This is a genomic window from Legionella parisiensis (assembly GCF_001467945.1).
GTDB lineage: Bacteria > Pseudomonadota > Gammaproteobacteria > Legionellales > Legionellaceae > Legionella > Legionella parisiensis.
Window position 1 is genome coordinate 156,514 of record NZ_LNYQ01000006.1, and the last position, 21,798, is coordinate 178,311.

Genomic DNA, 21,798 nt, shown 5'->3' on the forward strand with positions numbered 1-21,798 from the left:
AATGGAAATAGACCCTGGTTGTATTTATATTTTTACCAATTGGTTAAAGTTTCGTAGGTATTTTTGGAGTGGGTCTTTAAAAACTCAGTAAAATCTTTGGTCTCTAAAGGTTTACTAAAGTAAAAACCTTGCATGATGTAACATCCGTTTTCTTTTAAAAATTTAATTTGCTCTAGCGTTTCTACCCCTTCTGCCAGGCAATCAATATTCATCCGATGTGCCAAGGCAATAGTGTTACTTACAATATTTCTACTATCAATACTGACCTCAATATCTTGAATGAAAGTTTTATCAATTTTTATTTTATTGATTTTAAATAACTTTAAGTTACCAAACTCTGAATAACCAGTACCAAAATCATCTATAGCGAGTGCAATGCCCATCTCTGTAAATTTATTAATAATTGGAATGGCTTCATTGTGAAACGCATTAGACTCTGTCAGTTCCAACTCGAGGTGCTTGGGAGACAGTTTAACCTTATTTAAAACGTTCCGAATGCGATCGACAAGATCGTGTTGTATTAATTGCTTGGCTGATAAATTAACTGATATGGTTAATTTAAAGCCAGAATCTCGCCATTTTTTTAGTTGTTTGCATGCAGTGGTTAATACCCATTCTCCAATAGGCAGAATCATTCCATTTGCTTCTGCCAAAGGAATAAATTCCAGTGGCGAGACTAATCCAAACACGGGACTTTGCCAACGTACTAAAGCTTCTGCACCACAAACTGTTCCGGTTCTTAAGTCTATGAAGGGTTGGTAATTTAAGATTAACTCATTATTTTCAATCGCGCGAAAGAGTTGATTTTCAATGTTTAATTGTCTGGATGCATCTGCAGTAATTACTGTATTAAAAATGCGCACACTATTTCCACCGCGCTCTGTCGCAAGTGTTCGTGCAGCCTCTGCATGCGTAATCAATGTATCTACATCCCTGCCATCAGTCGGAAATACACTGATGCCAATGCTTGCGGTTAAATTCAATTCTTGTTGGGAAACATAGACGGGATTATCTAAGACCATAAATAAATCTTCGGTACAGTCTTCTATTTCTGACATATTACTGATGGGATCAATTAAAATAACAAAAACATCTTTACGTAATAATGAAATGAAATATTTTTTATTTTTTACTGCAAGTTGTGCAAAACGTTGCGCAATACGGTGGATAATCGTAGCGGACGCTTGATGACCAATGCTGTCATTAATTTTCATCATATTGTTTAGTGAAAAACAGGCAATGGCGAACTTTTGATGACTTTTAATAGCTTGTTCAGTTACATCATGAATATGCTCATAAAGAAAACGTTCATTAGGTAAATCAGTTAATAGATCATGGGTTGCCTGATAGGTCACCAATGTCAGTGATTTTTCTAACTCGTCAGTGCGTTCTTTGACTCGTTGCTCCAAAGAGGCATTCATATCTTCCAGTTTCTGACTGAGTAACGCATTTTCATATCCCAAACGAAATACCTTTAAAATGATTCGGTTCCCAACAAAGCACGCAATCATCATAAATATACCAAGTACTAAAAAGGAGCCAGTAATCGATATACTGAGATGACTGGCCTCAGAACGAATTGAATCAATGATTAAATAGAGATGATACAAAAGTGTAGGGGTGAGTAAACAAACAATGCTCACAATTCCCATTGTTAAATCAATTGCAGTTGAGAAGGAAAAACAAATTAATACAGCAGATAAAAAAATAATGGTAGTCATTTGTTGATTAACCCCATCATCCATAAACAAAATGCCAATACTGCTCCATATCAAACAGATTAAAATGACAATATAGAGAAACCCTTTGCGGCATTTAAATATTTCTTCGCGTGTCATTCGTCCATATTCAAAACGCAGTGCCCATAAAACATTGAGCAAGTTTGCTGTCACCAGAGCTACATACCAAGAAATAATTAATACAGGTCGAGTCGTTTTATAGATCGCAAGAACATAAAGAAGAGCGCCAAATATATTGGCGAAAGCCCCAAGTTTTACCATGCTATGAAATGACTTAGCTGTTTCAAATTCAATCTTTTGATCAATCTCGCGTTGTTCGCTGGAGGTAAGCTGCGGTTCTTCGATAAACTTATGTCCATTACCGGGCTTTGACATATAAGCTCCTTGCTCTATCGTAATGCGATAGAGTCATTCCCACTTTATATATTATAGTATAAGTAGCGGTTTCTTTAGTAATAAATATTCATTTTGTTAAAATATAAATCATTACCTCCAGAACATGCTGGTTTTGTATGCGTGCTGGAATTTTTTCTTGCTTTACTATCTTAAACTTATTATGTACTGCTAATTTTTGGATGTAGTCCGGATGATGGCTGAAACGGGCACTAGTTTCAAGCGACCAGAAGGTCGTTGAACTGATTTCAGTGGTAAAAATAAAGTAGCCTCCGAGCTTTAGATGTTGATGGATGGTATGAAATAACGTGTCAAGCTCACCAAAATAGGGGAAAACATCGGCTGCAATGATAAGGTCATAAGAGGCTTTATTTTGCTGAAGAAATTGATTGATTTCTGCTTCTACCAGATTATCATAAATTCCCTTTTCTTTGGCTTGGGCCAGCATTTTTCCTGAAATATCTACTCCGGTTAAACGTTTACTTCGTTCCCGAAGAACAATGCCTGTGAGACCGGTTCCACATCCTAAATCCAAACTGTGTGTATCTGTTGGCAATTCAAGTTGGTGGAGTACACGCGCCATTTGCTGGGGAATGGAATACTGCAGCGTGCTCTTCATATGCTGATCATAATAAAGTGCGTAGTTATTAAACAAATTATGGGCGTATTCGGGAGTGGTTGCGGCCTGTTCATCCCCGGTAAGGGCATTTAGCATATGCGCGCTGATTGTATCTTCGGGATTAATTGCCAGAGCGCGTTCTAAGTATTCTTTTGCTTTGTCTCTTTGCTCTAATTTAAGATAAATTGCTGCCAAATTATTTAAAGAGGACGTATGAGTGCTTTCGAGCTCAAGGATGTGCTCAAAAAGAATAATAGCTTCATTCAAATGACCTAAAGCCATTTGTGCCACGCCGGAATTGTATAAATATTCAATATTGTCAGGTTCTTTTTTGAGTAATACATCATAATGCATGAGCGCGTTCTCAAAACGATCATGATGCATGAATGTAGCTGCCAAGTTATTACGCGCTTCAATGTTTTCATTGTCCAAGGCTAATGCCTTGCTGAAATAATCGATTGCTAATTGGTTTTGTTGCCTTTTCAAAGCAATGACGCCCAAATTGGAAAGGGCTTCTATTTGCCTACTGTCTTGTTCCAAAACATTTTGAAATGCTCTTTCTGCTTCAGCAAGAGCGTTTTTTTCCAGATGCAACACACCGAGATAGAAAAGGGCTTCGGTGTGAAATGGATTTAAGGATACCACGTTATTAAATTGGATTTTGGCGGCTTCCAATTGATTATTTTGCAGCAATAACAAGCCTAAATTAAAATGCGCTGCACTGAAATCAGGTTCAGCATGGACTGCTCGCGTATAATGTAATAGTGCTTGGGCATAATTATTTTGCAATGCATAGACTGTTGCCAGGTTATTATGAGCCTGGGCATAATCTGGCTGCAGCTTAATTGCTTGCTGGTAATATTCAATTGCCTTATCCAGGTGATGCGACTTTTTGTAAGCATTTGCAAGATTATTTAGCAGACCTGCATTATCAGGGCTTAATGAAAGTGCTTGTAATAGATAGAGAATTGCATTATCCATGTCACCTAATTGAGCATAAGTGAGTCCTAAAAAATGCAAAGTGTTCAGATGCTTGGGCTCCTGCAATAAGATTTGTTCATAGAGGCTAATAGCTTGTGGCAATTGACCTTCATACTGGAATTTATATGCTTGCGCAAAGAGTGCATCCGTATCCATCATCAATTCTTAATTATATCGCGCAGTTGCTTTAAAGCTTGTGCACGGTGGCTGATATTATTTTTAATTTTAGCAGGTAATTGCGCTACTGTGCATTGAAAGTCAGGGATATAAAATATGGGATCATAACCAAATCCACCCTCGCCAACAGGCAAGGTATGAATTATTCCTTTGCACCTGCCTGTTGCAATGATTGGCATAGGATCTTTTGCATGTTGTACCAAGGCAATTGCGCAATAAAACCAGGCTTCTCGTTGAGTTGAGGGTACATGAGCCATTTTTTCCAATAATAAATGGATGTTTTCTGCATCGGTCGCATTGTTTCCCGCATAACGAGCAGAATAAATACCCGGCTCGCCATTTAAAGCAGGTACTACTAAACCTGAATCATCGGCTAATGCAGGTTTTTCCGCATATAGACTGGCGTGGCGTGCTTTGATGAGTGCATTTTCAATAAAGCTTAAACCATCTTCTACCGCATCTGTAATTCCTAAATTGGTTTGTGCAATGCACTCAATTGGAGATAATAAATCACGCAATTCACTGATTTTACCAGAATTGCTGGTAGCAAGAATAATTTGTTTCATAATTTAGACCAAAAAAAGTAGATAAAAGGTAACTTGGGCAGCGGTACTGCATTAAGTTGAAGATTTATGTCATTCCCGCGAAAGTGGAAATCCATTTATGAAGCGGTACCTCACCTTGTTTGGTTGATGAATCCCTGCCTTCGCAGGGATGACAGTTTTATATCAACTTAATGGAGTGCAGCGCAGCGAAACCCACGATATTAGTGCTGTTCTATTGCACTTCCAACAGATTTTTAACTATATTACTGAAGAATTCAGTTTAACTCGAAGGATTAAAAAATAGAAATTAAATTTTGCTATGCTCACTCCATCGGCTGCAGCTATATATGGTTAAAAATCCTAATAGAGAACAAAATTTACTTTTTTTGAACACTTGGGTGTTCAAAAAATAAACCAAACAAATGGCGTTATTACAGTACTTGGGCTAAAATATGGTTTTTGGCCGGAGCATTGATGATGCCTTTTACACATCTTTTATTGGCTCTTTTAGTTGTGGTGATTTGGGGGGTAAATTTTCTTTTTGTTTCCTTTGGACTGGAAGAAATTTCGCCTTTATTACTCTGTGCCTTACGTTTTTTACTGGCAAGTATCCCGGCCATTTTTTTTATTAAATTACCTCAATCTTCATTCAGAGCGATTATCCTCTATGGATTTGTAATGTTTGCATTACAATTTGCTTTTCTTTTTATCGGCATGAATATTGGTATGCCCGTTGGAATGGCATCTTTGCTGATGCAAACGCAAGTATTTTTCAGTATGTTTTTTGCGGTGATTTTCTTGGGTGAACAGCCTAATTCGGGGCAGATTCTCGGTGCACTCGTCGCTTTTGCTGGTATTGGTTTGGTTGCTATGCATTTTGATACTGATATTTCTTTAGCTGGGTTTGTCTTCATTCTTGCTGCTGCTGCAACTTGGGGGCTGGGGAATTTGATCACCAAGCGAATTAAAGGAAGTAATGCCAACATGATGGCAATGATTGCATGGGGAAGTTTTGTTGCATGTATCCCCATGTTCCTTCTTTCTTTGTTGTTTGAAGGTCCTTCGAGTTTTGTTTACACCTATGAGCATATAAGTTGGCGTGGAACATTATCGTTGTTTTATATTGTTTTTGCTTCAACTTGGATAGGTTATGGGGTTTGGAACTGGCTCATTGCCCGATATCCAGTAGGAGTAGTTGCACCATTTACTTTATTAGTACCTATTGTTGCTATTCTGAGTTCTGTTTTAGTTTTGGGTGAACCTTTTCAACTATGGAAGCTTGCTGCCGGATTATTAGTAATTGGTGGTTTGTGTATTAATGTATTGGGTGCACGTTTCTTTGCCGTGAAAGTGCAATCAGAAACTGCCTAAGATAAATGGATAAACCCAATAAGGGGGCCTGGGTGTGAGCAACATTCACCCCCTGGGCTTGTTCTTTGCTTGCCGCAGAAAGATAGCTTAGATGGTTAGTCGTTCATTATTATGATTATGATGTTATTTTACTACATTTGCGTAGGGGAAATGAGCTATTATATGCCCTCTGTGATAAGTATTGGCCTTCAATTGTGATTAATTCGAAAACCATCATATTGTGTGCAGATGATTTTGGTTTGGATCCCGGAGTTTCGGCAGGGATTTTAAAATTAGTGCGCATGGGACGTTTGTCCGCTGTCAGTTGTATGGTGAATATGCCCAGTTTTATTCCTTATGCCAAAGAGCTACTCGACTTAAAAAAAAATAAACCAATCAAAATAGGGTTACATTTTAATCTTACAGAAGGTTATTTAGCATCTCTTCCAGAGAAATCGTGTTTTTCTTTACATGAATTGCTGATTAAGACACATATGCGTTCGATAAAATTATCTTTCATTGCAAAGGAATTTTTGGCGCAACTGCACCAATTTACAGAAGTCATGCAGCAACTTCCTGATTTTATTGATGGCCACCAGCATATCCATCAATTTCCTGTAATACGAAATGTCATCTTGGATCTCTATGCACAACGATTGAAAAATCACGGAACTTCCATTCGTTCCACTTGGCCCTCCATTGATTTGCCTCAATCCCGGTTTAAAGCAAAAATATTGAGTCTTACAGGAGGTAAGGCCTTATTGAAGCAACTCATCAAATTGGGCATCCCCCATAATCGTTGCTTCTCAGGTATTTATGATTTTGCCTCGGCAGCAAACTATAGAGAATTATTCAGGAACTGGATCAGTTTAACCAGAGAGAATACTCTAATTATGTGTCATCCAGGAGATAGTTATAATAGTACAGATCCTATCGCACATGCCCGTCTTACTGAGTTTAATTACTTTATAAGTGACGAATTTTTAAAGGATTGCGAGGAGTTTCATGTTCACTTGGAGCCGCATAAGAATTTATTATAAGACATTTCAGGATAAATTTACGCGCTTGTTTTTTTTATGTATTATCCTTCTAAGGTCATCAGACCCTGGGATATTTGTATTTGAATAAAAAGGAAGAAAAGCCTTGAAAGACTTTTTTTGGATTTCTTTGGGTGCAATCTTTGGCGCAAATTTGCGTTATCTCGTGAGCCGTATTTCCGTTAAGTATTTATCGGCAGATATTCCTTTTGGGACATTCATTGTTAATGTTACCGGGAGCTTTATCCTGGGTTTTTTTCTTGCCTGGACTTTGGAGCGGGTGGAAGTTGATCCGCGATGGCGTTTGTTTGTTGCCGTTGGGTTTTGTGGCGCTTACACAACATTTTCAACGTACAGTTACGAAACTTATATGCTCCTGGAGCAAAGTGATTATGGACTTGCTGCACTAAATTTTATTTGTAATAATCTTTTTTCACTATTGGCAGTTATTGCGGGTGTAGTGCTCGCTCGGGCAATTTGATATGAATCATGTAAAAGTTTCTGTCTATATTAATGAATCGGATAAATGGCAGCATCGTCCCTTGCACATCGAGTTGTTAGGTATGCTTGATAAAAATGAAATCGCAGGGGGTACTGTCTTGCGCGCTGTTGCTGGATTTACATTTAAAAGCCCTGTGGTATCTGCCTCATTGGTGGATATAGGCAGTAAGCTTCCTTTAGTTGTGCAATTCATTGATACAGCAGAAAAAATAGATTCTATATTGCCTAAAGTGAAGGAAATGGTTGGAAAGCGCCTTATTATTCGCGAGTCTGTAGAGGTAGTTAGTGGGATTTATCCCAACTCTTATTAGCATCTATTTTTCTAGCATCAGCAAACATTAGAATGTCAATGCAAAAAAGATGTCCCTTCACATTGGATGAAATTCAGCACGATTTTTACCTGAAAGCTCCCGAATGATTCATTTCATGGCAGAATTTTTTGTAAAAATCTATTTATACACTATAATAATATATAAATAGAGGATTTTGCTATGAATCATTTGCATTTGGCATCTTTAACATCTCAAGATTTAAGTGAAGACGTTCTAAAACGCAACACACAGAATGTGATTGCACTTTTAAAGCATTGGCAATTAAAAAATGAAGAAGAATGTGAGCTTTTAGGTGGGATAAGCCCTGCACAACTTGCCAAATTTAAAAGAGGAACAGCACATATATCTGGCAGAGATACAATCGAACGAGTAGGTAATCTTTTAGGGATTCATAAAAATCTGAGAATTCTCTATCCATACAATCGAGAGATAGTCTATCAATGGATAAAAGGGCGGAATAAAAAGCTCCATAATCTTCGTCCATTGGATATTATGTTGGAGCAAGGTTATCTTGGAATTGCTCAAATAAGACGACTCACTGATTTTATGCGAGGTCAGTAAACGTGTCATTATTTGATGCTGTTAGAGAATATTCACAAAATATCTTTAGGAATATAAGAGGCATAAAGGTATCTCAGCATTTATTCGATGATCTCAGTGATGACCCGGTAGATTGGGAAGCGGCTAATACTATAGAAAGTTATACTCATCCGGTACTAAGCAATCAATCGTTAATTCAACGAGCATTTGATTACAGTAAAAATGATTTTATTGATTATCCATTTGAAAAGATAACGAGCTCACGATACAGCGATGGTGCAATTGCTTGCTGGTATGGATCAGAAACGTTGAAAACGACAATTTATGAAACAAGATATCATTTTCTTCAGGAAATCAAAGACTCCTGGGAGATTTTTAAAACCCAGGATACAGTCATTATCGATAGACGGGTTGCGAAGGTTTATTGTCAGGGATTAGGGCTTGATTTGACAGAAAAAAAAGGAGAGTTTCCCTGGCTCGTTGATCCGGATAATTATACTCAATGCCAAGAAATAGGCAGACGCGTAGCGCATGAAGGACATCCATTATTGATTGTTCCATCTGCCCGCGATTCACAGGGAATTAATCTCGTTGTTTTTAATCCTGCTTTACTTTCTAATCCCAGGGAGTATTGCCGGTTACAGTATGTTTTTGATATAAAAAAGAAAAAAATTCAATGTCTTAGAGGGAATGAGGAAATCATATTGCAACAAAGTGGCGTTGAAATTTAATGTATAGATCTCGATGGCACACATAATTTAAGCATGAAGTATCCTTTTTTAGACGGGTTGTCAGACGTCAACAAATGCTCAATCTAACTTGAATCCAAAACACATCGGTCTGTGGCGAATTAGGGCGGACAAAAATTCCATCCATGATTATTTTACTAACGGCATGCCCAAAACCTTGATATGATGAAGCTATAAACCGAAACAAATCCCAAAACAAGGAATAAAGCAAATAAGTAATTTAGGGCTGTGTAACGTAAAAGCAGGAAATAAAGCGTTTCATTCATGATTCCTGCAGAAGCTGCTACCACAAAAAAATGAGGTAAGCTCAAATTTTTTTCATCATGCAGTTGCGAAAAGGTTAAATATTTGTGTCCTAAAAAGCTGACATTAAAGGCGATTAGAAAGGCAAATACATTGGCTACGAGTGCCTGGACATGCATAAATTTAACTAAATTGAACACAGTAAAAAGATGAATAAATGCGGCAGATCCGCCAATACCCACAAAATAAATCAGTCTATGCCTTAATTTAAGTTGTGCTGTCATCAAAACTGGCTTCCTCATCAATAACGTAATGAGGTCTGTGTTTCACCTCATCAAAGACCCGGCCTATATATTCCCCCACGACGCCCAAGGCAAAGAGTTGCAAACCGCCAAAAAAGGTAATGGTGGTGACTATGGTTGCCCAACCTGGTGTTTCTATACCGAAAATCAAGGTGCTTATTATAATCCAAATGCCGTAAAGGATCGCCAGGGTTGCAACACCAATTCCCCCAATTGCAATCATACGTAATGGAAATGCGGTAAAAGATGTAATCCCGGTAATTGCTAAATCCAAAAGGGAGTAAAAATTCCATTGTGAAGTGCCTGTTTTACGAGGTTGGACTTCAAAAGGAACAGCAATTTGTTTAAATCCCACCCAGCTATATAAGCCCTTCATGAACCGATTCCTTTCGGGCAATTTTTGGAGTGCTTTCACAATCTTGCGATCTAAAAGTCTAAAATCGCCAGCATTTGCGGGGATATTAATGCGATTTATCCGTGAAGTCAGTTGATAAAATGCTTTGGCACAAGTTCTTTTTAGCCAGGATTCATCGGAGCGGTTTTGTCGAACTGCATAAACCATATCATACCCTTCTTCCCATTTGGCAATAAATTGCTTCAAGAGTTCCAGGGGATGTTGGAAGTCGGCATCCAGCAGAATCACGGCATCACCTTGGGCATAGTCAAGCCCAGCACTTATGGCATTTTCCTTACCAAAATTTCGACTAAAACGAATGCAGCGAAGGGTAAACTGACTTCTTAATTGCTGAATAATTACCGGTGTATTATCCTGACTGCCATCATCAACAATAAGTATTTCATAGGCATAGCCAAGATTTTTTATTGTATCAATCAATGCGGTAATAAATTCGGCAATTCCTGCTTCTTCATTGTAAACAGGGACAATGTAGGAAACACGCTTTGTATGATTTGCTGGTATGGACATATATGGTTTAATAATTTTGGTATTACAGCTACTGTAAATAAATGTTTATATAGTAACTTGAATCGTGAATTCTCGTAAGTAGATTTAGGCTTTTTCTTTATTATAAGGCTTTTTTTAGCTTGTGGATGCTGTTCTGTGTCACTAATTAGGTTCCTATCGCTCTATAGATAAACGGTCTGAAACAACTGTGTCAGGCAAGAATAGCTTGTATCGCCATGTAAGCTAATCCATAGCAAACACCGTCCGGATCTGTATGGTATCCTAAGTACCGCATCCGTTCCATCAGCCAGCTTTAGCCAGGGGAAGTTTCTAATTTAGAGGGGATAATTTATCCGGCAAATATTGTCTAATCATAGACCAATTAAGTGGGTTTAATTTTTTCTTTTTAGGAAATTATTAAGCTGATATGATGTATCCTATTTCTGCTTCCAGCTCTACGGACAAAGCATGAGGTATATCGATTTTGAAGTATTGTGGAAAAATCAGAAGGGACTGATTTTTCTGGATGAAAAAATTGCTGAATTTTTATTCAAGAAAAAAGAGGGAGTGAATTTTTTATCCCCATTGTCTACTAATAGTTCGGTTTCAGGAAAATTATCCAAATTAAATCTCTTTAACAGTTCCCCCCAATTTATCTTTAGTCACCAATTAGTCCTATCAGGTAAAAATCAGTGGCATATTATTGATAATGCACACAAAGGCAAAGGTGGTTTTGGTTCGGTGAACGAATCAAAATATAAAATAGCCGTGACTTTTGATGTAAAAAATAAGCATTATCAAGCCCAACTCATTCCTGTAAACGATGTGGTCAAAATACAAAAGCCTTCCGAGGATACTCCATATCCCGAATTATTGAAGCGAACGGCAAAAGAAGCGTTAAGACAAAAGAAACATGGGGTAAATGTGGTTGGCGTAATTGGAACAAGAAATATGGTTATTACTATCCTTGAGGATTGTGGTAGCAGCCTTGATAAGCTATTACCTTTTACGCCCAGCTTCAATTATTCGTTTCAGTTCCGCTTGGAAGTTGCAGCACGGATAGCCAGCGAGATGCTTTTGTTACAACAAAAGGGAGTGGTGCATCGTGATCTTAAGCCTGCAAATATTTGCTATAAGACGCTGAGCAATGGACAATTTCTTATAATTTTTATTGATTTTGGTTTGGCTGAAGATATTGGTTCAAAAAATAATCTAAAAACTTCAGGAACCCTGGCTTATATGGCTCCAGAAGTCATTCTTGGGAAAGGCAGCACTTATCAATCGGATATTTATGCATTAGCTGCGATATTTGGTGAAATCTTTGGTGCGCGGCATGTTTTAAAGCATAAGGAATTCGCAACAAACTTAGCGGATTTAGCACGGTCTTCCTATTGTTTTGATGGTTTATTTATGGGTTATGATGTCTCTGCGGTTGATCGTTTTCTTTTAGAGGACATAAAGACTTTGCTTAATTGTTTACAAAGTATAAACCCTGAAAAACGACCAACGATTGATCAAATCAATAAATTTCTTATTACTTTACCCTCCAGGATGGATGCATATAAAAATTTTAATGAGCAATGGGCAGTTATGGCTAAGAAGTTTGCAGTGTTTGAAGCTTATCATCTACAAATGAATTTATTAAAGTCAAAACATGACTTAGTTCCATTTAGAAACAAACTATTGTATGTTCCTAATCCAGTAAGCCATGTATTTAATCGAAGGATGCTCGATAGAAGAGAGGAAATTTATAAAGAAATTTCAAAATTTTCTTTACCTTCATCTCATTACCAATTATCAATAAAATTGATTCAAGAAAATCGTAGAGCAGATTTTGAGGGTGAGGATAATCCTTATCCTAATTTAGACAAAGTAATACGGATGTTAGAGCAAGAAAATTTGAAATTTAAAAATGCACTGTACAGTTTTAACGAATGCGTCAATGCGATTCTAGATGGCAAACAATTAACAAGAAAATTTATTACTACGAACAGTACGGGAATGAGAAAAATTGCCGGCATTTTAAGCGCTACATTATCCCCTTTGGAACAATTGGAAAAATTACAGCAAATTGGCCAATCAAAGACAACAGCGGGATTTTTTTACTTTTTCAGTCACTGCAGGTTTTTTGGTAAGGGTCGACATGAGAGTATGGAGAAACTTTATCAGAAACTCGCTCGGCTTGAGCCTCAAAAAGAACAAACAGAATATTTGGCAAAAACACAAATGGACGAGATCACCCAGTTTATTCAGAACACAACGAAGTTTACGCATTAAAAACCTGACATATCGAAGCGAAACTCAGCGCCGCTTCGTTGCGTCAGGCATGCATTATTTATATCCATAAGGGTTTCGTTTTTCACAGATCGCTTTCGAGGGAGTTATGTTTGGAAGCGAGAAATAATTATCATGATCCAAACTACAAGTGCATTAATAATTGTAATAAAAACAGCAGCCGAGCCGAGATCCTTTGCTTTTTTAGTCATGGGATTCCAGTCGCGGCTCATTCGATTCAAAGTGGTTTCTATTGCTGAATTCAATAATTCAGCAATTAAGACCATGAATAGCGTGCTAATTAATAAAGCGCGCTCAACGTAAGTTTTTCCTATAAAAAAAGCAAGAGGCAGCGCAATGATGCCAGCCAATAATTCAAGACGAAAGGCGAACTCATCTTGGAAGGCCGCTTTTAATCCATAATAAGAATAACGAGTAGCCTCTTTTAATTTTAGAAGTACTTTCACTATGAGTTTCGGCATTCGAGTAGTCCTACTACTTATTTTAAACTTTTAAGATTTGGTTTCATTTCGACTATCTTGTTTTAAGTTAGCGAAATGTAAAATAGACCCTAGTTTGGCTGAGATTGCTGTACTTTTCAAATAGATATTCCATAATAGACTTCTTCGAAACTCGCTGCAGCGAGTTTCAAAGAAGTCTATTAAATTGAACCGGAACGTACTGATACCAGTTCTCTATAAGGTTCAGTGTAATTATCTTAGATTTAGGGGTTGGTATGGAGGAACGTTTTTACGCAAGTTTGGTCGACTTACTGGAAAAAAAAGCAGAGAAAAATCCGGACTTCCCACTCTATACGTTCATAAACAAAAAAATACAGGAAAGTAAGAGTCTGACTTATCGTGAGTTGGCAGACCAAGCAAAGAAAATAGCAAGTGTTCTCTTCGAGGTAACGCGCCCAGGTGATCGGGTATTAATTATTTATCCTCCTGGCCTTGATTTTATTGCTGCTTTTTTTGGTTGTTTGTATGCGGGGGTTATTGCTGTACCTTCATACTCTCCTACTACTAGAGATTGGGCAAAAAAATTCCGACATATTATTAATAACTCAGAGGCACGTGTTGTTTTGACCACAAAAGAGCTTGGGCAACAAATCAAAAAATACAATGAGTATGAACAGTTAAAATGCATCATCACAGAAGACTGGGTCAATGTAATTGAAACATGGAGCCACCTTTCGCTTAAGGAAGATCATATTGCTTTTTTACAATACACTTCCGGTTCAACTGGAAAACCCAAAGGAGTGATGATCAGCCACGGTAATTTGCTGCATAATTTATTTGTAATAGAAAAAGCAAACGGCCTCACCGAAGAAGATATTAGTGTTTCTTGGTTACCTCATTATCATGATATGGGACTTATTGGGGGGATATTACAACCTGCGTTCAGTACAATTCCCCTAAAGTTAATGTCGCCATTGACTTTTTTGCAGCGCCCGGCAATTTGGTTGGAAACGATGACATATTATCGGGCTACAGCAACAGTTGCTCCTAATTTTGCTTATGATTTATGTGCTAGTAAAGTCACTGAAGAAGAAAAAAGCCGATTGGACTTAAGCACCCTGCAATGTGCAATGAGTGGGGCAGAACCGATTCGCAAAGCAACCATCGAGCGTTTTCTTCAACGTTTTGCAAGCTGCGGTTTTTCACCTGAGGCTTTTTATCCTTGTTATGGACTTGCTGAGTCGACACTAATGGTCACAGGAGGTCGTCGCAAGCAAGGGATAAACAGTCAATGGGTCGATAAGAAAACACTAAATCAGAACAAAGTGCTTTATTGTGATGAATCGCATCCTGACGCCCGCAGTTTGATCAGTTGTGGACAGTCTGTTGATAGTTGTTCTCTTGCCATCGTGAATCCTCAGACGTTGCAGGAGTGTCCAGAACGTGTGGTTGGAGAAATATGGGTAAAAGGTAAAAGTGTTGCCCAAGGTTATTGGCAATTGCCCCAGGACTCAAAATATTATTTCGATGCACGCATCGCTAATAAAGAGCATTCTTTTTTACGCACAGGGGATATGGGGTATTTGGATCAAGGGGCCCTTTATGTAACAGGGCGTCTCAAGGATCTGATTATTATTCGTGGATGTAATTATTACCCACACGACTTGGAAGATACCATCCATACATGCCATCCCAATCTGCGTGAGCATTGTTGTGCTATTTTTGCAGTAGAAGAAAATGACTTGGAATTATTAGTTATTGTGCAAGAAATTAAAAAGCAAGTTCAGGCACTAAACTTGGAAGAAATCATCAGAACCATAAGGAGTAATTTGCGGCAAATGCATGGGATTGAGGCAGATGTTGTAGTCCTTGTTGATCGTAAATCAGTTCCCAAAACCAGCAGCGGAAAAACGCAGCGCTTATTATGTAAGAAAAAATATCTAGAAGGCGGTTTAGATATTATCTGTATTGATAAGCTCGTAAACAATGAGACAGAGGAATCTGTAAAAACTATGAATTCCGAGTCTTCAGATATTGCCCAGATGCTTAAACCAATTTTTAATGAAGATATTTCGGTATTAGATAAAGAAAAAAAGTTAAGCGAAGTAGGGTTAAGTTCAGTGCAACTAGGGGAATTACACTATGTGCTTTCTACACGCGGTGACAGAGATATATCGATTGAATTTCTGCTCAGGGATCCAAGCTTGGGCGAAATTATGGGTTTATTTTCAGGAAAAACAGAGCAACAAAAACGGTGTAATCATTCCCTGATTGATCTGGTTGCTGAGTTTAATCAATATAAAAACATGACCCCTCATATTACCTCTTTGTCTAAAGCTATGCCAGAACATGTATTATTGACTGGGGCTACAGGCTTTTTAGGAGCTTATTTGCTGCGTGAGCTTTTAACCAGTACAAGCTGGTATATTACATGTCTTGTTCAGGCCAATTCACCCGCGACAGGGCGAAACAGAGTGATTCAAAACATGGAACGCTATGGTGTGTGGAATCCGGTTTTTCATGATCGCATTAAAATCGTTTTAGGTAATTTGGAAAAAAGTAACTTAGGCCTCGCGAAACAGGATTGGTATTATTTGGCAGATACTGTTGATCTTATTTTTCATGGAGCTGCAGTCCTTAATTTTATTTATCCTTATCAAAAACTGACAGCAAGTAATGTTTTCGGTACAAAACAACTCATCGAATTAGCTGGATACAGGCGGCTGAAAGCGCTGCATTATATTTCAACGGTAGGCTATTTTATGTCTGCTGATTTGGCAGATGATGTAGTAATCACTGAACAAACTGAGCTTACACCTGAAGATGGGATTTATGGAGGTTATAATCAGACAAAATGGTTGGCTGAACAATTGGTATTTCATGCCCGCACCTATAATATTCCAACAGTGATTTACAGACCGAGCTTGATTACAGGGGAAAGTCAAACTGGATATTGGAACCAGGACGATGTGGTATGCCGTGTCCTCAAAGGATGTGTTGAACTGGGTGCCCGGCCTTTATTGGATGTAGATTTTAATTTTGTTCCAGTGGATTATGTCGCGAAGGCGATCGCTCGATTTGCTTTGGAAAGGCCCTATCAGTCTAATACGTATCATTTAATAAATCCGCGGGAAGCCGATGTTGATGAATTATTTGGATATGTTAAAGCCAAAGGTTTTCAGATAGAAGATGTTGCCTATTCTGATTGGGAAAAAATGATTAAAGAGAATAGTCAATTTGATCTGAATCACCCGTTTTCGCCATTGCGGCCTTTTTTTACGGAAAAAGTCTTACATAAAGACAGTTCATTATTTGAGTTATATCTTCACAACAATAAGGCGAAAATTGATTGCACCTATACAAAAACTCAGTTAGAGAATCATAAAATTTATTGTGAAAAAATAGATGAAACGGTCTTCAATAAATACCTTAATTATCTGATTCAGTGTGGATATTTAACCCAAGCTACTGAAGAAGCGATGAGTTAGTTAAGAAGTTTGCTGCAGACTTAAGCGAGGGTAAAGTAAAAATGATGAATAAGTCTATGTGCTATATTTTTACAGGAGAGTATTAATAGGAAAAAAGATGCCCCGTATTCAACACATTACCTCATTGCCTAATGATAAAGGGATTGATGTGTGTGAACTTGTAAAAGAACATCACTTTGGTTTGTATGAAACCATAGGTTTGCGTCCGAGCCAAGAGGATGCGGTCTTTGCATGTTGGTATGCACGCGATCATTTTAAATACCTCACCCCCAAAGAAATTGGTCGTCGTTTGTGGACGAGTTATCACCTGATTAATATTTTAGGGCGGAATGTGATGTATGGAGGAACTACTGCATCAACGACTGTATATGATGGCCATGGAGCTTTGATTACTGCAACCCTGGCAGATTCCATCTCTTTTGCAGTGATTTTCGACAAGCAGGGGGAGATAGCCGGTGTCATGCGTTTAAATAATATTATTCATCATCCCAATGCAGAGCTAGAGCGTATTCAAAGAGCTGGAGGAGTAGTTTTTTTTGATCGCATCAATGGTCAATTGGCTGTATCCAGGGCAATAGGGGATTTTGATTATAATGCCGAGGTAGTTTGTGCTGATGCCAGTATCGACATCAATTACCTCGATGAAATCTATGAACACATAGGTATCCTCAAAGAAAGCGTAGGAAAAGTGCAGTTGATTACGACATGTGATGGTTTTACTGAGCCGTTAGCGTACCAGACTAAAAAAGAGCATGAGCAATGGCTTTTAAATTGTTTAAGGGAGATTCCCTCAGCAAGAACACAAAAGGAACAGTTATTAGCAAAAATGCTTGCCAATAAAGCGATCGAATGGGGCTCACGAGACAATATTTCAATTGCAGTACAAACACTTTCTCTGTCTTTACCTTTTTTGATAGGGATTTATGATGGTCATGGAGGAAAAGATGCTTCACGCTACACAGCGGAGAATATTGGCGCTATTTTTGATTATCAGTGCTCTTTAACACAAGAGGCTTATGCACTGCAATCGTTAAGCGCAGATAAAAACTTCACGATATATTACCGCGATAATAAAGATCGGGAGTGGTATGAGCCTTTAGCTGAGGCCGCTAAAAAAGAAAGAGAGTTTGAACTTTCCAAATCAGGGGGGGTACGAGCGCAACTGCAATTATTGATGGAGCAAACTGGAGTATGCCTCGCCTCAGCTAAAGAAAAAGAAGAGGATAAGAAAACCGCTGCAGTTTTGGAAGCTGCTGTGCATAATTTTTATAACGTGATGAATACACTCTGTGATCATTATGCTGATTTAACTCTAAGTAAAGGCGAGTTTGGTGAATGCGTGAACTATATTCTTAGCTACGATCTCACACATCAATTTGCACCTACGCGGTATTCTTTTTTGTCATTAAATTTCAAAGAATGTAAGGAACATGCGGAAATAATTAAAAAGAATAATTCGTTAATGCAAATAATAATGCACTTAACCCGTGTAGTTGGCTCCGTTCTCCAGCAGTGAATCAATCCAGAATTCCTGGAGAGTTAAGGTGAAAATGTCCGCTGACGGCAATTATTTAGTCACAGGATTCGTGTTATAATTATTCTTTTATTTATGGAGGAGTATGGTGCAAGAGTTTTTATCGATTAGCGTGTTAATTATGTTAGCGGCAATTTCTCCAGGCCCTGATTTTGCTCTTGTTACCAAGAATTCCTTACTTTATTCGAGGAAAACTGGAATCTATACTGCTTTTGGTGTTTCAGTAAGTCTTTTAATTCATGCAAGTTACTGTATTTTGGGATTGGCGCTGGTTATTTCGCAATCATTGCTTGCATTCAGTATTATCAAGTACTTAGGGGCAGCTTACCTTATTTATATTGGTGTCAAAAGCTTATTAGCCAAGCGTGAAATGATGAAACTGAATGCAAGTTACTCAACACAATCTATCACGGGTTTGCAGGCGTTTAATCAAGGTTTGTTGTGTAATCTTTTAAATCCCAAAGCAATCATGTTTTTATTGGCATTTTTTACTTTGGTTGTAAAACCGGGACATTCCATTATCACTGAATTGGGTTATGGAGCAGAGATAGCTTTAATTCACATGATTTGGTTTTCCAACCTTGCTTACCTGCTTACCCATCAGTATGTCAAATCAAATCTGAACCGTTTGCAATATTATATTGTTAAACTGATGGGGGGATTGCTGGTCGCATTTGGCGTAAGGATAGCAAGCTTGAGTCATGCTGCTATGATGCCGGTAGTATTGGAGTAGTTTTTCTCTTGTTGATTCGAGCGTAGGATAGCAATAAGCGTGACACAGGCACAAAGCAAGAGGTAAAGAGCCGGTGCTTCAGATAACTTCAATACCTGGATGAGTTGTGTAAAAGCAAGTGGTGCTGCACCACCAAATAAAGCAATACCGAGGCTATAGCTAAATCCAACTCCAGAATAACGTAAATGGGTAGGGAATGATTCACTAATAAGAACCACATAGCTGCCATTGATCATTGCTCCAAATAAAGCAAAACATAAAGTGAAAACCCAGACAAAAGACTCCCCCAAATGATTCAGCCCATAAAAAAGCGGATAACACGATAAAATTAAAAGTAAGGCACCGAAGATAAGTAATTTTTTACGGTTGCAACGATCAGACAGGCTGCCAAAGACAGCAGTGAATAATGCAAAACTTAAAAAGCTTACTAAATTAATTAAATAAGTGTGTGTTACCTTAAGTTTCACAATAGAGGTAAGATAGGCAGGTAAATACAAAAAAAGCGAAATAATGCTGGACGAAACTGCAGTAAATAAAAAAGCATGGAATAATTTTTCCCGAGATAAGGTCCACAGCCCCCAAAATGGCTGACGATGCAATTTTTCTTCTTTTACCATATTGAGAAAAACAGGAGTTTCAATCGACTGCTTGCGAATCATATAGCTAATAATCCCTAAGCCAAATCCAATTATAAAAGGAATACGCCAACCCCAAGCCATCATTTGTACTTGGTTTAATAGGGATGTAAGAATAAATCCTACTAATGCTCCCAGGCTATTGCCAAGCGTAATGCACATGAATACAAGACCAATAGCAAACCCTCGCTTTTCTTGAGGAACGTGTTCGATCGTAAATACGGCAGCTCCCGGAATTTCGCCGCCAACAGAGAATCCTTGCATCAATCGTAACACCATTAGGATGATGGGGGCGGTGATCCCAATGGAATGATAACTAGGTAAACATCCCATAAGCAACGTTGCGGTTGCCATCATAAAAACAGCAAGTGAAAAGGCGGATTTTCGGCCAAATTTGTCGCCTAAGTGACCAAAAAATATACCACCTATAGGTCGTGCTAAATATCCAAGCGCAAAGACTGCAAAAGTATTCATTAATCCAATAAGCGTATTCGTGTTTGCGAAAAAGTTTTGACTAATGTAGGGCGCAAAGAGTGCGTAAATCGTAAAATCATAAAACTCTAAGGCACCGCCCAAGGCAGTAAGTGTCACAATTTTATATTGCTCTTTATTCATGATTTATTCTTTTCGCAAGTAACCTCTATTCTCCGCACAGGGGGGCTATTTTTAAATCGGCAAATATTTATGAATGGATTCCTGCCTGCGCAGGTCCATTGGGCCATCATCTTGCATTGATTTTGACCTATAGAAGCTTTTTTTACAAGAGAGCATTATCACTTAACATCATAAATTATTTTTGAACTCATATACTACCAAATGGGTACGGAATTACTATGCATCATCATATATCGGGTGGATTTCCGCGGCTTGAATGTTCCGGAATGGGTGCTTATCGTAACATTTTTTTGGGGGTATGAAATTTAAATAAACAGTAACACTTAACTTTTTGATCAAATTAGCAAATAATCCAAGAAAAGCAGTTAAAAGGGTGGCGAGCACAGGTGGCAAAGATGTTGGACTTTTTTTAAATTTTTTTGCGAAACCAGTAGTTGCTACAATGACGAGCAAAAAAATTTAAAAAATTCGGCAGATTCGGTATCTTTAGCTTGCACATAAGTTTCAACTGTTTTTTCAAGGATAATAAAATAAATCGAATTAAAAGGAATTGTAAATGCAATCTCAAATGGATAAACCTCATATTCAATTAGCCATCATGTCACGCTGGTATGTCGTATCACGAGCATTACACGCCGTAGCTAAATTAGGCATAGCAAATCATCTGTCCTCCGGGCCTAAAAAAATTGAAGAATTGGCGAAGGCTACAGAAAGTAAGCCGGAATTACTGCATAGAGTATTAAGGTTTCTCAGTAGTTATGAATTATTTAATTACGACAATGGTTTTTATTCGTTGACTGAATTATCCAAACCACTGTGTGACGATGACCCTCACTCTATGCGCGATGTATTGTGTATGGTTGATGACGCCTGGTGGCAAGCTTTTTCCCAACTGGATGTGAGTCTTAATACTGGAACGCCAGCATTTGAACTACAACATGGCGATGATTTTTTTAGTTTTCTTAGTAAAAATGCAGAGAAACAGCAGAATTTTGATAGAGGAATGGCAAAGCTATCTTCTTATGATGAAGCGGCGATCAGCAATGCATTCAACTTCTCTGTATTCTCCAGTTTCGTCGATATGGGCGGGGGGCGCGGAGGATTGGCGACAGCAATTACCAAGAAATACCCCGAATTAAAGGCTATTCTTTTTGATACCCCGGCAGTTATTGGTCAATTGGATCCTAATAAGTTCTCCAATAAAGTCATACTTCAAGAAGGAGATTTTTTTGCGACAATCCCATCAGCAGATGCCTACATTTTTAAAGGAGTTTTGCATGATTTTAATGATGAAATGATGCATAAAATATTAAAAAACTGTGCCCATCAAATGTCTAAAAATGCAACTTTATTTATTGCTGAACAAGTAATGCCAGATGATGACAAACCACACCCAAATAAAACTATGGATATTGTGATGATGGTTTTATTAGGAGGCAGACAGCGCACCTTATTTGAATGGCAAAAATCAATTGAACCTGCAGGATTTATTTTTAAAAACAGTTACCCCACAAATAGCCTATTTACTTTAATGGAATTTAAACCTAAGAAATAAGGGATAGGGCAGTGACGCTTTAAATAGTGCACTACGTCCCGCGGCTTCTCTGCGGGATGTGAGAGTAAAAAGATAAAACTGACGTGGACCG

18 protein-coding genes are annotated in these 21,798 nt (G+C 38.1%); 11 read left to right on the forward strand and 7 right to left on the reverse strand.

The genetic code is table 11. From position 1 onward, the window contains the following. Window positions 1–32: 32 nt before the first annotated feature. The 3 genes from Lpar_RS01910 to rdgB all read right to left on the reverse strand — a co-directional run bounded on the left by Lpar_RS01910 (window position 33) and on the right by rdgB (window position 4,475). Complete coding sequence (locus tag Lpar_RS01910; protein ID WP_058516310.1) at window positions 33–2,114, reverse strand: putative bifunctional diguanylate cyclase/phosphodiesterase; 2,082 nt, start codon at window positions 2,112–2,114, stop codon at window positions 33–35. A gap of 88 nt (window positions 2,115–2,202) precedes the next feature. Further along, entirely contained in the window at window positions 2,203–3,888 is a 1,686-nt protein-coding gene (locus Lpar_RS01915) for a tetratricopeptide repeat protein (protein ID WP_058516311.1), read from the reverse strand. 2 nt (window positions 3,889–3,890) lie between these two features. Next, on the reverse strand, window positions 3,891–4,475 hold the full coding sequence (gene rdgB / locus Lpar_RS01920) for an RdgB/HAM1 family non-canonical purine NTP pyrophosphatase (protein ID WP_058516312.1): 585 nt from the start codon (window positions 4,473–4,475) through the stop codon (window positions 3,891–3,893). A 456-nt stretch (window positions 4,476–4,931) separates the two neighbouring features. Between rdgB and Lpar_RS01925 the strand changes: the two genes are divergently transcribed. From Lpar_RS01925 to Lpar_RS01950, 6 genes are all read left to right on the forward strand, one after another. Further along, complete coding sequence (locus Lpar_RS01925) at window positions 4,932–5,825, forward strand: EamA family transporter (RefSeq protein ID WP_058516438.1); 894 nt, start codon at window positions 4,932–4,934, stop codon at window positions 5,823–5,825. Between the two features lie 194 nt (window positions 5,826–6,019). Further along, a complete protein-coding gene (locus Lpar_RS01930; protein ID WP_058516313.1) occupies window positions 6,020–6,844 on the forward strand; it encodes a ChbG/HpnK family deacetylase in 825 nt (274 codons plus the stop codon). Between the two features lie 103 nt (window positions 6,845–6,947). Then, entirely contained in the window at window positions 6,948–7,322 is a 375-nt protein-coding gene (gene crcB / locus Lpar_RS01935; protein WP_058516314.1) for a fluoride efflux transporter CrcB, read from the forward strand. A gap of 1 nt (window position 7,323) precedes the next feature. Next, on the forward strand, window positions 7,324–7,653 hold the full coding sequence (locus Lpar_RS01940) for a DUF190 domain-containing protein (RefSeq protein WP_058516315.1): 330 nt from the start codon (window positions 7,324–7,326) through the stop codon (window positions 7,651–7,653). Between the two features lie 180 nt (window positions 7,654–7,833). After that, entirely contained in the window at window positions 7,834–8,235 is a 402-nt protein-coding gene (locus Lpar_RS01945; RefSeq protein ID WP_058516316.1) for a hypothetical protein, read from the forward strand. A gap of 2 nt (window positions 8,236–8,237) precedes the next feature. Further along, window positions 8,238–8,945 carry an RES family NAD+ phosphorylase gene (locus tag Lpar_RS01950; RefSeq protein ID WP_058516317.1) on the forward strand — a complete coding sequence of 236 codons (708 nt, stop codon included), beginning with the start codon at window positions 8,238–8,240 and terminating at the stop codon, window positions 8,943–8,945. Window positions 8,946–9,100: 155 nt separating this feature from the next. On the opposite strand, the gene Lpar_RS01955 is transcribed toward Lpar_RS01950, so the two are convergent. Both Lpar_RS01955 and Lpar_RS01960 read right to left on the reverse strand, forming a co-directional pair. Then, on the reverse strand, window positions 9,101–9,490 hold the full coding sequence (locus Lpar_RS01955) for a GtrA family protein (RefSeq protein WP_058516318.1): 390 nt from the start codon (window positions 9,488–9,490) through the stop codon (window positions 9,101–9,103). Beyond that, a complete protein-coding gene (locus Lpar_RS01960; protein ID WP_058516319.1) occupies window positions 9,474–10,433 on the reverse strand; it encodes a glycosyltransferase family 2 protein in 960 nt (319 codons plus the stop codon). The genes Lpar_RS01955 and Lpar_RS01960 overlap by 17 nt, the downstream gene beginning before the upstream one ends. A gap of 447 nt (window positions 10,434–10,880) precedes the next feature. Here Lpar_RS01960 and Lpar_RS01965 point away from each other — a divergent pair, with 447 nt between their 5' ends. Beyond that, entirely contained in the window at window positions 10,881–12,689 is a 1,809-nt protein-coding gene (locus tag Lpar_RS01965; protein WP_058516320.1) for a protein kinase domain-containing protein, read from the forward strand. A 104-nt stretch (window positions 12,690–12,793) separates the two neighbouring features. Here Lpar_RS01965 and Lpar_RS01970 read toward each other — a convergent pair whose 3' ends face one another. Further along, window positions 12,794–13,168 carry a diacylglycerol kinase gene (locus tag Lpar_RS01970; protein WP_058516321.1) on the reverse strand — a complete coding sequence of 125 codons (375 nt, stop codon included), beginning with the start codon at window positions 13,166–13,168 and terminating at the stop codon, window positions 12,794–12,796. Window positions 13,169–13,422: 254 nt separating this feature from the next. Between Lpar_RS01970 and Lpar_RS01975 the strand changes: the two genes are divergently transcribed. The 3 genes from Lpar_RS01975 to Lpar_RS01985 all read left to right on the forward strand — a co-directional run bounded on the left by Lpar_RS01975 (window position 13,423) and on the right by Lpar_RS01985 (window position 18,902). Further along, a complete protein-coding gene (locus tag Lpar_RS01975) occupies window positions 13,423–16,635 on the forward strand; it encodes a thioester reductase domain-containing protein (protein ID WP_058516322.1) in 3,213 nt (1,070 codons plus the stop codon). 97 nt (window positions 16,636–16,732) lie between these two features. Continuing rightward, window positions 16,733–18,151 carry a PP2C family serine/threonine-protein phosphatase gene (locus tag Lpar_RS01980; RefSeq protein ID WP_082650311.1) on the forward strand — a complete coding sequence of 473 codons (1,419 nt, stop codon included), beginning with the start codon at window positions 16,733–16,735 and terminating at the stop codon, window positions 18,149–18,151. Window positions 18,152–18,254: 103 nt separating this feature from the next. Beyond that, window positions 18,255–18,902 (forward strand): LysE family transporter, encoded by a 648-nt coding sequence (locus Lpar_RS01985; RefSeq protein ID WP_237759326.1) that lies wholly within the window; start codon window positions 18,255–18,257, stop codon window positions 18,900–18,902. Here Lpar_RS01985 and Lpar_RS01990 read toward each other — a convergent pair. After that, window positions 18,869–20,152 (reverse strand): MFS transporter, encoded by a 1,284-nt coding sequence (locus Lpar_RS01990; RefSeq protein ID WP_058516323.1) that lies wholly within the window; start codon window positions 20,150–20,152, stop codon window positions 18,869–18,871. The genes Lpar_RS01985 and Lpar_RS01990 overlap by 34 nt on opposite strands. A gap of 556 nt (window positions 20,153–20,708) precedes the next feature. On the opposite strand from Lpar_RS01990, the gene Lpar_RS02000 reads away from it, so the two are divergent. Beyond that, complete coding sequence (locus Lpar_RS02000) at window positions 20,709–21,707, forward strand: methyltransferase (RefSeq protein WP_058516325.1); 999 nt, start codon at window positions 20,709–20,711, stop codon at window positions 21,705–21,707. Window positions 21,708–21,798: the final 91 nt, after the last annotated feature.

Coding starts and splice junctions, on each gene's coding strand:
- Lpar_RS01960 (WP_058516319.1), bottom strand. CDS start 10,433: ATGTCCATACCAGCAAATCATACAAAGCGTGTTTCCTACATTGTCCCT.
- Lpar_RS01985 (WP_237759326.1), top strand. CDS start 18,255: ATGGTGCAAGAGTTTTTATCGATTAGCGTGTTAATTATGTTAGCGGCA.
- Lpar_RS01990 (WP_058516323.1), bottom strand. CDS start 20,152: ATGAATAAAGAGCAATATAAAATTGTGACACTTACTGCCTTGGGCGGT.
- Lpar_RS01965 (WP_058516320.1), top strand. CDS start 10,881: ATGAGGTATATCGATTTTGAAGTATTGTGGAAAAATCAGAAGGGACTG.
- Lpar_RS01975 (WP_058516322.1), top strand. CDS start 13,423: ATGGAGGAACGTTTTTACGCAAGTTTGGTCGACTTACTGGAAAAAAAA.
- Lpar_RS01980 (WP_082650311.1), top strand. CDS start 16,733: ATGCCCCGTATTCAACACATTACCTCATTGCCTAATGATAAAGGGATT.
- Lpar_RS01915 (WP_058516311.1), bottom strand. CDS start 3,888: ATGGATACGGATGCACTCTTTGCGCAAGCATATAAATTCCAGTATGAA.
- Lpar_RS01940 (WP_058516315.1), top strand. CDS start 7,324: ATGAATCATGTAAAAGTTTCTGTCTATATTAATGAATCGGATAAATGG.
- rdgB (WP_058516312.1), bottom strand. CDS start 4,475: ATGAAACAAATTATTCTTGCTACCAGCAATTCTGGTAAAATCAGTGAA.
- Lpar_RS01910 (WP_058516310.1), bottom strand. CDS start 2,114: ATGTCAAAGCCCGGTAATGGACATAAGTTTATCGAAGAACCGCAGCTT.
- Lpar_RS01955 (WP_058516318.1), bottom strand. CDS start 9,490: ATGACAGCACAACTTAAATTAAGGCATAGACTGATTTATTTTGTGGGT.
- Lpar_RS02000 (WP_058516325.1), top strand. CDS start 20,709: ATGCAATCTCAAATGGATAAACCTCATATTCAATTAGCCATCATGTCA.
- Lpar_RS01925 (WP_058516438.1), top strand. CDS start 4,932: ATGCCTTTTACACATCTTTTATTGGCTCTTTTAGTTGTGGTGATTTGG.
- Lpar_RS01970 (WP_058516321.1), bottom strand. CDS start 13,168: ATGCCGAAACTCATAGTGAAAGTACTTCTAAAATTAAAAGAGGCTACT.
- Lpar_RS01945 (WP_058516316.1), top strand. CDS start 7,834: ATGAATCATTTGCATTTGGCATCTTTAACATCTCAAGATTTAAGTGAA.